The sequence below is a fragment of the Aeromonas sp. 600479 genome, assembly GCF_049175515.1.
GTDB classification, from domain to species: domain Bacteria; phylum Pseudomonadota; class Gammaproteobacteria; order Enterobacterales; family Aeromonadaceae; genus Aeromonas; species Aeromonas veronii_A.
In genome coordinates this window covers 15,913-30,806 of sequence record NZ_JAAKVF010000003.1, presented here as the reverse complement: position 1 = coordinate 30,806, position 14,894 = coordinate 15,913, and the positions used below count along the sequence as shown (strand labels likewise).

Here is a 14,894-nt window from a genome sequence, read left to right as displayed (position 1 = left end):
AATTGCTGTTTTTTTACACGTCACCGTTCTGTGACGGCTCGCCAAGATCCGTGATGTGACTGGTTAATATGTTTTAAATCAGTGGCTTGGTCGGTGGGATGATGTGCGATTGCTCGGCAGGCAACGAAAAGGGGCCCGTGAAGGGCCCCTTGTGATAGGTGGAGTCTGACGGCTATCAGGCGGCGTTTTCCTTGTTGCCCAGCGTGCGGGCCAGCAGACCTTCCGGATTGTGAATCGCCTCCTTGGTCTTCACATCGATGACTTCGATATCGGTGAAGCGTTCACGGTATTTGATGGCCACATCGTGGGCGAAGATGACGTAGCGGGCGTTGGCGACATCCTTGGCGGTGATGCGGTTGATGATGCCGTTGGCGCCCTGGGTCTCGACCTTGATCTTGATCCCCTGCTTGGCGGCGGCTTTCTGCAGGCTCTTGGCGGCCAGGAAGGTGTGGGCCACGCCAGACGGGCAGGCAGTGATGGCCAGTACGTCTGCTTCCCCTTCCGCTTCAATGACTTCGAAGCTGGTTTGGGTGGTGGTTACATCATCTTCTTCGCTCACCGGCTTCTTCAGCAGGTTGACGATGATGGCGGTGGTCAGGGCGCCGAGGATGGTACCCAGGATGTAGCCCATCTTGCCTTCAACAACCGGCAGGACAATCCAGCCACCCCAGGGGGCGTGGTTGATGCTGTGCATCATGAAGCCGGTGATGTTGCCGACGATGCCGCCTGCGACGATGGCCGGGATAACACGCATGGGGTCAGCGGCAGCAAACGGGATAGCACCTTCACTGATACCGATCATGCCCATGATGGCGGCCGCTTTACCGGATTCACGCTCCTCTTTCTTGTAACGCTTCGGAGACATCAGGGTAGCCAGTGCCATACCCAGCGGCGGTACACAGATGGCGATGCCGACGCCGCCCATCAGCCAGGGCTGGGTGTTGACCTGAGTCTGGGCAAACAGGGTAGCAACCTTGTTGACCGGGCCGCCCATATCGAAGGCGGTCATACCACCCAGAATGGCACCCAGCATCACTTTACCGGAGCCCGCCATGCTGGAGAGCCAGTGGTTCATCCCTTCCATCATTGCGGCGATCGGGGCACCGATGCCCCACATCACGATGCCACACACCAGGAAGGTACCGATCAGCGGATAGATGAAGATGGAACCAAGGGAGGTCATGGAGTCAGGCAGCTTGATCCGTTTGAGCTGATTGACCACGAAACCGGCGATAAAGCCCACCAGAATGGCGCCAAGGAAACCGGTTTGATAGTGCTGAACGGCAATCCAGGAGCCGATCATGCCCGGAGCCAGGCCCGGCTTGTCAGCCAGCGAGTAGGCGATGTAGCCACCCAGTACGGCGGTAAACAGGGTCAGACCGGCGATACCCATGGTGGCCATGTCTTTGAGGAAGCCCGCTTCCGGCACGGCGCCCTTGCCGCTCATCATCACCGACAGGGAGAGCAGCACACCACCGGCCACGATGAAGGGGATCATGTGGGAAGTACCAAACAGCAGGTGCTGCTTCATGGTGTTGAGGCGATCCTTGAAGGTGCGCTCTTCGGGCTCAGCCGGTGCAGTGGCAGCCGGTTTGGCGGCAGGCGCCGGTTTTTCCGCTTTCGGGCCTTGCTTGAGCAGAGTCAGGGCTTGCTCGACAGTGGTGGCCGCCTTCATCTGCTCGATAAAACCCGGCTCCAGCAGACGGGTAGAGAGCTCCGCCAGCACTTCGATGTGGTGATTGGCACCACCATCCGGGGAGGCGATCATGAAGATCAGTTGAGTTGGCTTGCCATCTTCGGCGCCGTACTCGATACCCTGACGGCTGACACCGATGGCAATGGCCGGACGGCTGACCGCCTTGCTCTTGGCGTGGGGCAGGGCGACACCCTGCTCGAAGCCGGTGCAGTCCAGCTGCTCGCGGGCCCAGATATCCTTGACGAATTGCTGTTGATCAGACACGGCGCCATCGCGCGCCAGCATCTGTGCCATCTCGTCGAACAGAGCCTCCTTGCTGGTGGCCTTCAACTCCAGGCAGATGAGTCTGCCGTTGGTCATGGTGGGTAACATCTCACTCTCCTTCCCTGTAAGGGCTAAGTCATGCGTTGCGAATTGGGCTCATTATTGCCCTCACGGGTAGGGTTGGACAGGCGATGAATGTAGCAATAACTGGATTTTTGTTGCATGGTTTTGCTGGTGTGATCCAGCTCGCAAAGTGTTGATCTTTAACTCAATAGTGGTTTTTGTTTAATTAATGGCAGGATGTGACAGCGGTCAAGGTATGACAGAAAAACCCTTGTAATGGGATTTACAGCCATTTTTTGCGGTTTATTGCCCGATTTAAGGCATATTTGAGAAAAACGGGTTAATGGCTGAACCTGGGTTTCCCACTGGAAAATAAAATGGCCCAGCGCTGATTGGATTTTATCAATCCATCTGGCGTGGGCCGTCGGGTATCACAAAGTGACATTTTCGGATTGCGTGCTGAATGTCACTTCAATGCTATCGATCGTTACTTTTGTGGCGGGGTATCGCCCATCACGAAGTGGAGGTTGCCCCCCGGTACAAACTCCTTGTGCTCGAAGAAGAGACCATCCTTGAGCGGTTTGCCATTGATGGTGACCGACTGGACATAGCGGTTCTTGGCGCTGTTGTTATCGGCGATGATGGTGAAGGTTCCCCCCTTGACCGGGATGGTCGCTTTGGCAAATAGCGGGCGGCCAATAGTGTAAACGGGGTCTGCCGCATTCACCTGATAGAAGCCAAGTGCTGACATCACATACCAGGCAGACATGGAGCCCACATCCTCGTTGCCTATGATGCCTGCCGGGGTGTTCGAGTACATGGTGTCGAGGATGTAGTCGACCGTCTCCTGAGTTTTCCAGGGCTCCGATGTCCAGTTGTAGAGGTAGGGAATATGGTGGGAGGGTTCATTGCCGAAGGCCACCTGACCCATCATCCCGGTCATGTCAGCGGTCTCCGACCCCTGACTCTCGGCAGCAAAGGTGGCGTCCAGATTCTGCTTGAAGGCCTCTTCTCCGCCCATCGCGGTTTTCAGACCCTTGATGTCATGGGGCACAAACCAGGTCCACTGCCAGGCGTTGCCCTCGGTATAGTTGCCGGTCTCATGTTCGGTGCCATAGGGATCAAACGGCGTCATGAAGGCGCCATCGATCATCACCGGACGCATGAAACCGGTCACCCCGTACTGGGCGTATTCGGCCGCATTGTGGTCGAAGTAGCGCTGATAGCCGTTAGAACGGGCCAGATAGCGCGCTTCGGCCGCCGGGTTGCCGGCCGCCTTGGCGATCCGGGCGATGGCCCAGTCATAGAAGGCGTTCTCCAGACCGTAGGAGACCGACTCGAGGGTGTAGTCAGCGAAGACGGGCTGACCGTCGATCCGCTGCACTGCCGGGGCAAAGCCGTTCTTTTCGATGTAATCGATGTGGTTGGTCAGGGTCTTGTCCAGCACTGCCTTGTCCCACTCGGTCGCCAGCATGGGGTAGTTGGTATAGGTGGAGGAGTCGATGGCGGCCGTGAGCGCCAGATTTTTCTCCTGCGCAGTGAAGGCATCGGGGTATTTGGTGATGGCGTCGGCAATCACCACCACCGCCGGATAGCCCACCATGGTGCCTGTCTCATCCCCCAGATGCTCCCACTTGGGCAGCAGGCCGCTCTCCAGATACTTCTGGAGCAGGTTCTTGGCATACTGCACGGCGCGGGTGGGTTCGGTGATGGTTTTAAGCGGGTGCAGCGCTCGCTGGGTGTCCCACAGTGAGTAGACCGAGAAGTTGGGCTGATCTTCGCTTGCCTGGCCATAGTGGATGGAGTAGCTGCCTTCCCCCTTGGCCTGCGCCCCTTTGCCCATGCCGCGGTAGTTGCCATCCACATCCTGATGGACGATGGGGGCGATCTTGGTGTGGTAGAGGGCGGTGTAGAAGATCTCGTTTTGCTCCTTGCTGCCCCCCTCGATGGTGAAATTGAGGGCGTTGGCCCACTTCTCGCGGGCGTTGGCGCGGGCCTCGTCAAACGAAACATCCCCTTCGGCCTGGTAGTTGTTCCATGCGCCGGTGGCATCGACCGCCGATAGGGCAACTTTGGCGTTCAGTTGGGCTGAGCCGCCCTCTTCAAATTCGACGTAAGCGGTGACATCCGCTTTGGATTTGGCCTTATGCTCGGCGCTCAAGCCCTCTACCGGCACACCACCAGCGAGGATGTAGACCCCTTTGATCTTCTTGTCGAAGGTCGCATGGAAGAAGATCTTCTGGTTTTTCGCCCAGCCGGAGAAGTGAGTCGCATCTCGCTCGCCTGTGATGGTGTAGCCATCTTCGCTGACGGTGAGTTTGTTGCGCAGCGAACTCGCTCCCCAGTCGCTGTTGAGGATCGAGTTCAAATCGATCTTCAGCCGTTGGGGTTGCCCCTGCGGATAGGTGTAGCGGTGAAAGCCCACCCGCTCGGAGGCGGTCAGCTCGGCCTTGATGCCATTCTCGGCGATGCGCACCGCATAGTAGCCAGGCTCGGCCTGCTCGGATTTTTTGTCCATTTTGACCGAGATGGCTTTGCGGTAATCATCGCTTTGCTCGATGTATTTGGATTTATCTTCGGTAAAGGGCAGGAACAGAATATCCCCCAGCCCCCCCATGCCGGTGCCTGAGAGGTGGGTGTGGGAAAATCCGAACAGGGTATCTTTGTCAAAGTGATAGCCGGAGGAGGAGTGCCAGCCTATCAACTCGGTATCCGGCGAGAGTTGCACCATGCCCTCCGGTACCACAGGGCCGGGAAAGGTGTGACCGTTAAAGCCAGTGCCAACGAATGGGTTCACATATTGCAACACATTGGTTGGCGTTGGCTTTTGATCGTCGTTATTGTCGCTGCTGTTATCTGAATCGCAGCCGGATAACATGGCTACTGTGCTGGTCAGGGCAATGGCCAGAATATTTTTCTTGAACATATTGAGCGGCTCCATCGGGTAGAGGGTGAGCAGTCATGATCTATTTTTATGAGACCGGAGCGATCCCTGAGCAATATTGGTGCTCGATGGCATTGATCCCGGCGAGCACTATTATTCCCATGCCATCTGTTTCATCGACAGAGTAAAAAAGTGTCATTCACTAGATTTTTGTGGCAAGGCAGTCTGTTTGTGATCTGCGCATCATCTGATGCAACATCTCATATTTTTTGAGGTGCTTGGTGAGTCGACAAAAAAAAGAGGCCCAAAGGAAGCTTTGGGCCTGAACATATATTGATAATGCATGATGGTTATTTATTATCTGAGCGGATCGGTTTTTGCGCCGTCATGATAAATTTCAGTTCACCACCAGCCCGAATATCGCTGTGGCTGAACGTCAGGTTTTCCCCCAACGGTTTGCCATTGATGGTGACCGATTCCACATAGATATTTTGGGGACCATTGTTTTCGGCGATCACGGTGAATTTTCCGCCATCGATATCCATGGTCACCTTGTCAAACAGTGGCCGACCTATGGTGTAGACCGGGAGCCCCGGCGTGACCTGATAGAAGCCCAGCGCACTCATGATGTACCAAGCGGACATTTGCCCCACATCCTCATTGCCAATCAGCCCTGTGGTGGTCGGGTGGAAGAAGCTGCGTACCGCCTGATCCACATACTCCTGGGTTTTCCACGGCTCTCTGGTCCAGTTATAGAGGTAGGGGACATGGTGATCCGGCTCGTTACCCATCACGAACTGGCCGATATAGCCGGTCATATCCCCTTGCGAGGTATCGGCGTTGGAGTTGGCGGTGAAGAGGGCATCCAGATTCTTCCGGAATCCCTCCTCGCCCCCCATCACCTCTTTGAGCCCCTCGATATCGTGGGGAACAAACCAGCTCCACTGCCAGGTGTTGCCTTCGGTAAAGTCCTGCCCCCTGTGCTCGGCCCGATAGGGCCAGAAGATGTCATAACGGCTGCTGTCGTTGGTGTCACAGTTTTGTGGTGGTGTAACGGGATTGCCGTTTTCATCGATGGCGCAGGAGGGGTAATTGTTGACCCAGCTGCCATCGTAATTTTTGGGGCGCATAAAGCCGGTCGCGCCATATTTGCCATATTGCGCCGGGTTGTAGTCAAAATAGGCGCGCCAGGTAGTCGCCCGGGCCAGATAGCGGTTCTCGGCAGATTTGTCGCCAGCCAGTCGGGCCAGCTGGGCGATACACCAGTCATAGTAGGCATTCTCGACACCGTACGAGACGGACTCGTTGACCAGTTCATCGTACTTGTCCTGCGCCATGCCGCCCTCTTCCGGCTTGAGTTTGACGTTGGCGGGGACATAGCCGTGCTGCTCGGCATACTGGCCGTGACGGGTCATCACGGTGAAGCGCTTGTCGCCGTTCCAGGGATCCTGATAGGGCACCCAGCTTTTGGTCAGCGCGAGGTCAAAGTTGGCGGAGACATTGGCCGCCTGCAGCGCCAGCTTTATCTCTTCCTGTGTGAATGCATCCGGGTATTTGACGATGACGTCGGCGATGATGGAGACCGCCGGGTAGCCGACCATCTCGCCGGTATAGTCGGAGTGCAGCTCCCATTTGGGCATGATGCCGCCGGTTTTATATTTGTTGAGCAGATCGTGCACATAGTCGATGGATCGCTCTTTTTCGATGATGGTCTTCAATGGGTGGGCGGCGCGGAAGGTGTCCCACATGGAGTAGACCGAATAGTTGGTAAAGCCCGGCTTGGCCTGATGCACCTTGCCATCCATTCCGCGATATTGACCATCCACATCCTGATAGACGAAGGGGGCGATGTAGGTGCGATAGAGCGAGGTATAAAACATCGTCTTGTCGGCATCGCTGCCACCCTCCAGGGTGAACTTATTGAGCACTTTCGCCCATGCCTGCTTGTTCTCCTGCACCACCTGATCGAAGCGGTAGTCATGTTCATCGGCGCGCAGGTTGGCCATGGCCCCCTCAATGCCGGTGCCCGAGATGGCCATCTTCATGGTGATGGGCCGTTCCCCTTTGGCAAAGTTGAGCTGGGTCACCACATCCCGTACCCGGGGTCTGGTTTCGCCATACCCGATGTAATCGGCCAACCCCACCTCGGTGTCGTTGCTCAATTTGCCATCGACATAGAGGATCTGATCCACAAACGGCTCGGAAAACTCGGCGTAGAAAAAGACCGTCTGCCACTGCCCCCACTCGTTGCTGGTTCTGGCTCCGGCAATGGCGTTGTCGCTCACCCGCTTGAAGTAAATATTGCGGGAGTGGTTACCGTACTGCTCCAGCAGCTCGTGCTGCAGATCAAGCTGGACTTTGCGATCTTCACCCGCCGGATAGCTGTAACGGTGGAAGGCGACCCGCTGGGTGGCAGTGAGTTCGGCCTTGATGCCGGTCTCCACCAGATCCGCTTTGTAATAGCCTACTTCCGACTGTTCGCTCGTCTTGTTGATGGTGACCGGGTCGGTATTGCTGCCGATGAAGGGCAAGAAGGCGAAATCATTGAGATCCCCCTTGCCTGCCCCCGAGATATGGGTGCTGCTGAAGCCGGAAAGCTTGGCCAGATGGTGGTGATAGTCGGAAGGGGATCCCTTGCCATTCCAGTTGGCCGGATTCCAGTTGTCCGGGCCCGGCTGGATCATCCCTTCCGGCATGACCGGGGCCGGATTGACATTGCCCAGCCCATCGGTGCCGATCAGCGGATCGACATATTGCAGCACCTGCAGGGCATTATCGGGACGGCCATTGTCAGTAGTCTCATCATTTGTGTTGCAGCCATAGAGGCCAAGCAGGGCTGTCACCATGATGGCCAGCTTGTGGGGTTTGAACATTGTTGTTCCTCAAATTCCGGAGATGAAAAAGCGGCAAGCCGGGTGGCTTGCCGCTTGTAGAGTTACGGGGTCGGTTGCTGGTTGGTCATCACAAAACGCAGCTCACCACCGGGACGGATCTCGCTGTGGGCGAAGGTGTTGTACTGGTTGAGTGGCTTGCCATTGATGGTGACCTCTTTGACATAGAGGTTGTCCGGGCTGTTGTTCTGCGCTACCACGTTGAACTGACCGTCGGGCAGGTTGATGGTGACCTTGTCAAAGATGGGACGACCGATGGTGTAGGTCGGGTCGCCCGGGGAGATTTGATAGAAGCCCATGGCACTCATGATGTACCAGGCCGACATCTGGCCGACGTCTTCATTGCCGATCAGGCCATCCGGGGTGGTTTTGTAGAACTCCTTATAGACCCGGTCGAGGTACTCCTGCGCTTTCCAGGGCTGGGCGGTGCGATTGTAGAGATAGATGACGTGGTGTGAGGGCTCGTTGCCATGAATGTACTGCCCGATGTAACCGGTCATGTCCTGATGTGCTTCGCCCCCGTTGGGGTCGGCGTTGAACAGGTTGTCGAGCTTGTCGTTCAGTCCCTGCTGGCCACCCATGATCTCGGTCAGCTTGTCGAGATCCTGCATGAAGGACCACTGCCACTGCCAGGCATTGCCCTCGGTGTAGTAGAAGGCATCCGACTTGTAGGGATCGAAATCGGCCGCCGCGTATTTCAGGGCGCACGGGTCACCGTTTTTCAGCTCGGTCGGTACGAAGAAGCCTTTGCCATCGGCATTGCCAGCCTGGGGATCCCAATGTTTGAGCGAGTTGTAGGATCGTGCCTTGAACTCCTGATAGGTAGTCATGTCGCCCGCGGCTTTCGCCATCTCGGCGATGGTCCAGTCGTAGAAAGAGAACTCCAGCGAGTAGGAGACCGAGTTCCAGTTGGGATAACGGACGCACTGCTCTTTCTCGTGATAGCTGAGCTGACCGGCCATCAGCGAGCTCAGGATGTCGTCATGGATCTGCGGGTAATCGGCAGGCCGGTAGTGGGCCGATTTGACCGAGGCTTCCAGTGCCTCTTGCGCATCGATTAGCCCCTTGGTCACCGCATCGGCAAGGATGGCCGCCGAGGGGTAGCCAATCATGGTGCCGGTTTCCGAGCCGTGGCCTTCCCATTTGGGCAGCAGGCCGAACTCCACGTTGGATTTGCGGATCAGATCCTTGGCGTAGAGAGTCGCCTGTGGCGGGTCCATGATGGTCCACATGGGGTGAACGGCGCGGAAGGTATCCCAGGTCGAGTAGATGGAGTAGTTGGGGGTATCGCCAGGTTGCAGGGTGCGCAGGGTGCCTTGCATATCAAGATACTTGCCATCCACATCGTAGAGCTCGATAGGGGCGATCATCATGTGGTAGAGGGCGGTGTAGAAATTGGTCTTCTCGGTTTCCGTCCCCCCTTCGGTTTTGAGTGTTGCCAGCTTTTCGGCCCACGCGTATTCGGCGTCTGACTTCACCTTGGCGAAATCAAAGGTGGGGGCTTCCGCCTCCAGATTCTTCTGTGCTCCTTGCCAGCTCACCGCCGAGATACCGACCCGGATCTCGATCGGTTGGTCACCCTGGCCAAAATTGAGGTAGGCGGTCAGGTCATCCCCTTGATAGACGCTGTTGGGGCGCATCTCCCGGGTGGGCATCTTGTCCTGCTCGCCCAGCATGGCCCTGGCCACAGGTTGGTTGAATTTGGCGTAGAAGAAGATGTTCTGGCCCTGATGGTTCTGTCCCTGGAACCAGCCAGTGGAGGTTTTGCGGCCACGCAGGGTGTACTCATCCACCACTTCGACTTTGTTTTTCAGCGATTGGCCGTTGTTGTTGAGCAGGGTATGACCCAGATCGAATTTCACATTCCGATCCGATCCTTTGGCGAAGGTGTAACGGTGCAAACCGACCCGTTTGGTGGTGGTCAGCTCAACCTCAATCTCCCCCTTGCTCAGTCTGGTTTTGTAATAACCGGCGCTGGCGTGCTCATTGGTTTTGTCAAAGGCGTTTATCTGGGCGTCGGCCATCTCGGCGTAGGGCAGTACCAGAATGTCGCCCAGATCGGTGGCGCCGGTGCCGGAGAGATGGGTATGGGAGAAGCCGTAGAGCGGAACATCGGTTGCGACGATCTCGCCCGTGAGGTAATTGGAAGAGTCCCAGTAGCCGGAGGCTGAGTGCCAGGGGTTGAGTCCGCTCTCGTGATCGGTGTTGGATCCAATAAAGGTATCCGGCGAGAGCTGCACCATGCCGGCAGGGCGGGTGGCACCGGGGAAAGTGTGGCCTGATGCGGCGGTGCCTATCATGGGGTCAACGTATTTCAGTACCGACAGATCGACAACCGGAGTTACCGGTTTCTCGATAGCGGTAGACTCGCTCTCACTGTTGCAACCGGCGATGCCACCGGTCAGCGCGGCAATCACCGCAAGAGAAAGAAGATTGCACTTGAACATGGTCATTCCATTTTTGAGTGGTGATGGGGGAGGGAACCCTCCCCCGAACGGGTGATTAACGGGAACCTGCAGGCAGGTTGCCTTCGTGCAGGAAGGTGCCGATACCTTGCGCGGGCGGCAGATCTTCCGGCTGGCTGCCCCAATTCTGGTTGGGGCTATCGCCCATCACGAATTCAAGCGTGCCGCCACTGAGGATTTCCTCATGGGTGAGGTAGCTGCGATTGAACTCGCTGCCATTGAGGCGAGCAGACTGGATGTAGATGTTGTCGCGGCTGACATTCTGCGCCGTGACGGTGAACTGCTTGCCCGCACCCACATCGAGCGAGGCGGTTTCGAACATGGGGGTGCCAATCTCGTAGATGCCGGAGGAGGCATTGACCGGGAAGAAGCCCAGCGCCCGGAACACGAACCAGGCAGAGAGGGTGCCAAAGTCATCGTTGCCACAGATGCCGTCAGGGGTGTTCTTGTAGCAGACGTTGGTGGCTGCCACGATGGCGGCCTGTCCCTTCCAGGGCTGTCCTACGTAGTTGTAGAGGTAGGGCACATGGATATCGGGCTCGTTGCCCTGCACATGCTGTCCCACGTTGCCGGTGTTGAATACCGGGAACTGGTTGTCGCCAGCGTTGCGATCCGGATAGGTACTCCAATACTCGTCCAGCCGTTTGGCAAACAGTTCGCCCCGTTTGGCCTGAGGATTCCGGGTCTGGTCGAAGCGGGTCATCAGATCGACCAGGCCATGAATGTCATGTTGAACGCTGAAGGCGTATTGCCAGCCGTTGGACTCGGCGAATGACCAGTTGAACATGTCGGGGCGCCAATCCTTGCCCACTGCCCGGCCGGTTTTCGGGTCTACCCAACCGGCATCAATGAAGTTGCCAGCGTAGTCGCGGGCCTTGAACCACCCCTTGTACTGCTTGCCGCCAAAGTCAAACTGCGCCTGCCAGTTCTTGGATCGATCGGCAAACTCCTGATAGCGGGGGTCACTTTCGCCAAATACTGCCTTGATCGATTGGGCGATCGCCCAGTCATTCATGGAGTACTCCAGCGAGTAGGATGAGGTCCAGGCATCCTTGAAGGGGGAGTGAGATTCCCAGTCATTGCCCGGCGGTGTGTCATGCAACTGGGCAGGTACATAGCCTTGCTGCTCGTACTCCTTGATCCAGGCGACCCCCTGGCTGGTGGCAGCGCGGGCGTCGGTGATCATGGCGGTCACCAGTCGCTCCTTGATCTCCTGACGTTCCGCATCGCTGAAGCCCAGCGCGATCATCCGTCTGTCCAGCGAGCCTTTGGAGAGCACGTCGTGGATCACCGGCGTGGAGTGCATCCCCATCATCATGCCGGTCTCGTTACCCTTGAAGGTCCACTCCGGCAATCTGCCCTTGCGCAGGTTGCCCAGATCGTCCATCCACTCCTCCTCGGCGTAGGAGAGCATGGAGAGCACCACATCGGCGAGGCGATCCGGCTCCAGTAGTGACGAGAGGGGTTGTACTGCGCGGTAGGTGTCCCACAGGGAGAAGGTGTCGTAACGGGTAAAGTCCGCTTTGCCATCCCGGTTGGCATCGGCGGTGCGAACCGACTCCTTGAGGGTATCGATCTGCTCGCCCCACGGTGTGTTGCCATCCGGATAGGCGTTGCGCCCCTGATGCACCTGACGGTAACGCCCGTCCAGATCAGAGTGAATGGTCTGGCCCAGATAGGTGTGGTAGAGCGCGGTATAGAAGGTCTGTTTGTACTCCTCATCCCCACTGACCCGGATCTTGCCCAGCTCCTTTTCCCATTTTTGGGTCGCAGCCTGACGGACATCGTCAAATGACATATTGGCCACTTCGGTCATGTTGAGTGAGGCGCCAGCGTTGCCATCCCGGCCGATCTCGACGTTGGATAGCGCGACTTTTGCCTCAACGGTCAAACCGGCTTGCGCGGTATCGAATTCAACATAGGCACGCGCGTACTGATATTTGCCACGTGTCTCATTGCCGATCTCGGTGGTGCCTTCCGGCAGGTCCAGATAGCGGTTTTGGTCTTTGTCAAAGTAGGCGAAGCGGATGTTTTTGATGGGCTGGTCGAACTCCATCACGAAGAACTCTTTCTGGCTGGGGGCCCAGCCGTCAGAGAAGCGATGGCCCTCGATCCGGTTGTGGGTTTTGTCCCATTTCAGATAGGAGTCGGAGGTGTAGTCCCAGTTGACCTTGAAGCCGAGGTTGACCACGATTTCCGATTTTTGATCTTGCGGGAAGGTGTAGCGATGGACTCCCACTCGATCCGAGGCGGTCAGCTCGGCCTTGATCCCGTAATCCTTCAGATTGACCTTGTAGTAGCCCGCCGTTGCCTCTTCATCCTTGTGGCTGTAGCGGGAGGCCTCCAGATTCAGTGAGGCCGACCCCTCGTTCAGCATGAAATTGGAGCGTGAGTTGATCGGCATCACCAGAATATCGTTGAGATCTCCAGCTCCGGCCCCCGAGAGGTGAGTGTGGGAAAACCCGGCGAGGCGGTTGTCGTGGTAGTAATAACCGGAGATATATTCCCAGCCATTGGCCCCATTATTGGGCGACAGTTGCACCATGCCATGCGGGGTAGTGGCACCAGGATAGGTGTTGCCCAAATTACCTGTGCCGATGAACGGATTGACGTAACGGGAGACGCTGGTCTCTTTATTGTTATCGACAGCGGTATCCGAGTCATTTTGACAACCGGATATACCAACCAGGCCAGCCAGTACGGCACACGCGAGCAGGGAACGTTTCAGTTTCATATTTGTCGCCACAGGTTAATGAAAGTAGGGTATCGAACGTATAAAAACAGATAATGCAGAACGCCGGGCCAGCCAATGAATATCTGCCGGATGAGAGAGCCATCTGCATGTATTACCCCGACTGTCACTGGATATAGAGGGTGACGGGGGGAATATCAGCCAGATAAAATGGATAGTGAAAACAATCTGGCTATACAGGCGAAAAAATAAAAACGCAGGGAAATAACAGGCATCCATAGCCTGATTTAAAAAATCGCCCCTTACACTTATGAAATAAGTGGCTGAGCTGTGTTACATCTGGAATATATAAATGCTCTTAAATGTTTTTCCTGCTGCCTGTAAATTAACGGTTTCTATTATTTCGTTGATTAATATCCTGGGACAGAGGAAAAAAATGGCATTAACTGGATTTTTATGACGTGTGGGGAAGGGTGTGAGCTGGCTCGCATAACCGCAGGGTGGCGTGACCACGGAGGCTAAATGATATTAATCATTATAAGTCAGCGTGTTATTCTTCGACGTTGAGTTAAATGACCGATTTTGTGAGTCGTACCGGGCTCCACATGGTCAGATGAGCTGAAAAAAAGGGCCCTGCAGGGCCCTTTGAACAGAGGGTGATGAGCCGATGGCCCACCAGGATCAGCGGTTGCTGGCGCGGGCAAAACGCCCTTCAGCCGTCACGCGATAATCGCCGGTGCTGGCGGGTACAAATGCAGATTGCCCTATGGTCAGTGTCAGACGCTCGCCATCCTGGCCAATGAGGGTGATGGGCCCATCGATGGCGAACAGGATCTCGGCATTGCCGGTGGTGAGGGCATGTTCGCCTGCGCCATACACGCTGAAGGTGAAGTCCGGTACCGGCACGTCGAAGTGCTGTACTGTGCCTTCCATGCGAGGGGTGAGCAGGATCTGGTCGTCCGGTTTGGCGACACAGCGGGTGCAGGCCAGCAGCTCCGGCACATCCATGTATTTGGGGGTCAGACCGGCACGCAGCACGTTGTCCGAGTTGGCCATGATCTCGAGGCCAGTGCCGTGGATGTAGGCGTGGGGGGTCTGGGCATCGAGGAACATCGCCTGACCCGGCTCAAGTGTTACCACGTTGAGCAGCAACGGCGAGAAGAGCCCCACATCACCCGGGTACTGGTTGGCCAGCTTGCTGATGGTGGCGAAAGTCTCTTCATCCTGATGGGCGGCGGCATAGGCCAGCAGGCCAGCCAGCGCCTCGTCCTTGCGATCACCGCTGAGGATCAGCAACTGGTGGAAGAAGTGCTGCAGGCCAGCTTCATCCTGTGACTGGCGAAGCGCCGCGGTCAGGTCGACCAGGGCGGGCAGCGCCATGCGATCGAACAGGGCCAGGATGGCCGGGATGGCGCGAAAGCCGTTCATCGCCTGATAGCGGGTGAGGGCAAAGACCAGCTCCGGCTTGTGGTTCGGATCCTTGTAGTTGCGGTTGCTCGCCTTGATATCGATGCCTGCGGCCTCTTCTCTGGCAAAACCGGCTTCGGCCTGTGCCTTGCTCGGATGTACCTGAATGGAGAGGGCTTGCTCGGCGCAGAGCACCTTGAACAGGAAGGGGAGTGAGCCGAAACGAGCCTGGGTAGCTTCGCCCAGCATGGCGACGGGGTTGGCGTCAATCAGGCTGGATAGCTTCACGCTCTCGCCTGCCAGGGTCACTTCGGAGCAGCCATTGGGGTGAGCGCCCATCCACAGTTCAGCTTGTGGTTTGCCTTCGGGATTTTTGATGCCAAACAGCGTGGTCAGGGAGTCACGACTGCCCCAGACATAATCCTGGATCGGGTTGCACATTAGAAAAAACGGCGGGTAGCTCATGGATGGCTCCTTGTATCAGAACGATTTTTTGGGAATTTCAGTCTGGCGCGGACTATAGCATGGCAGG

The 14,894-nt window shown here is 56.7% G+C and carries 6 protein-coding genes; all 6 read right to left on the bottom strand.

Annotation, left to right across the window (positions count from 1 at the left end; all coding sequences use genetic code 11):
- Window positions 1–175: 175 nt before the first annotated feature.
- Complete coding sequence (locus G5149_RS04740) at window positions 176–2,068, bottom strand: PTS fructose transporter subunit EIIC (RefSeq protein WP_421211823.1); 1,893 nt, start codon at window positions 2,066–2,068, stop codon at window positions 176–178.
- 442 nt (window positions 2,069–2,510) lie between these two features.
- Window positions 2,511–4,949: a GH92 family glycosyl hydrolase gene (locus G5149_RS04735; RefSeq protein WP_421211821.1), complete on the bottom strand. Its 2,439-nt coding sequence runs from the start codon at window positions 4,947–4,949 to the stop codon at window positions 2,511–2,513.
- 308 nt (window positions 4,950–5,257) lie between these two features.
- The gene (locus G5149_RS04730; RefSeq protein WP_421211819.1) at window positions 5,258–7,780 is read right to left on the bottom strand and encodes a GH92 family glycosyl hydrolase; all 2,523 of its coding nucleotides are present in this window, start codon (window positions 7,778–7,780) and stop codon (window positions 5,258–5,260) included.
- A gap of 62 nt (window positions 7,781–7,842) precedes the next feature.
- Window positions 7,843–10,245 carry a GH92 family glycosyl hydrolase gene (locus tag G5149_RS04725; RefSeq protein ID WP_421211817.1) on the bottom strand — a complete coding sequence of 801 codons (2,403 nt, stop codon included), beginning with the start codon at window positions 10,243–10,245 and terminating at the stop codon, window positions 7,843–7,845.
- 55 nt (window positions 10,246–10,300) lie between these two features.
- Complete coding sequence (locus G5149_RS04720; RefSeq protein ID WP_421211815.1) at window positions 10,301–12,997, bottom strand: GH92 family glycosyl hydrolase; 2,697 nt, start codon at window positions 12,995–12,997, stop codon at window positions 10,301–10,303.
- Between the two features lie 639 nt (window positions 12,998–13,636).
- On the bottom strand, window positions 13,637–14,827 hold the full coding sequence (gene manA / locus G5149_RS04715) for a mannose-6-phosphate isomerase, class I (protein ID WP_421211813.1): 1,191 nt from the start codon (window positions 14,825–14,827) through the stop codon (window positions 13,637–13,639).
- Between the last annotated feature and the right edge of the window lie 67 nt (window positions 14,828–14,894).

Excerpts from the sequence above, each read along its gene's own strand:
- G5149_RS04720 (WP_421211815.1), bottom strand. The coding sequence starts at position 12,997 with ATGAAACTGAAACGTTCCCTGCTCGCGTGTGCCGTACTGGCTGGCCTG.
- G5149_RS04740 (WP_421211823.1), bottom strand. The coding sequence starts at position 2,068 with ATGTTACCCACCATGACCAACGGCAGACTCATCTGCCTGGAGTTGAAG.
- G5149_RS04730 (WP_421211819.1), bottom strand. The coding sequence starts at position 7,780 with ATGTTCAAACCCCACAAGCTGGCCATCATGGTGACAGCCCTGCTTGGC.
- G5149_RS04725 (WP_421211817.1), bottom strand. The coding sequence starts at position 10,245 with ATGTTCAAGTGCAATCTTCTTTCTCTTGCGGTGATTGCCGCGCTGACC.
- G5149_RS04735 (WP_421211821.1), bottom strand. The coding sequence starts at position 4,949 with ATGTTCAAGAAAAATATTCTGGCCATTGCCCTGACCAGCACAGTAGCC.
- manA (WP_421211813.1), bottom strand. The coding sequence starts at position 14,827 with ATGAGCTACCCGCCGTTTTTTCTAATGTGCAACCCGATCCAGGATTAT.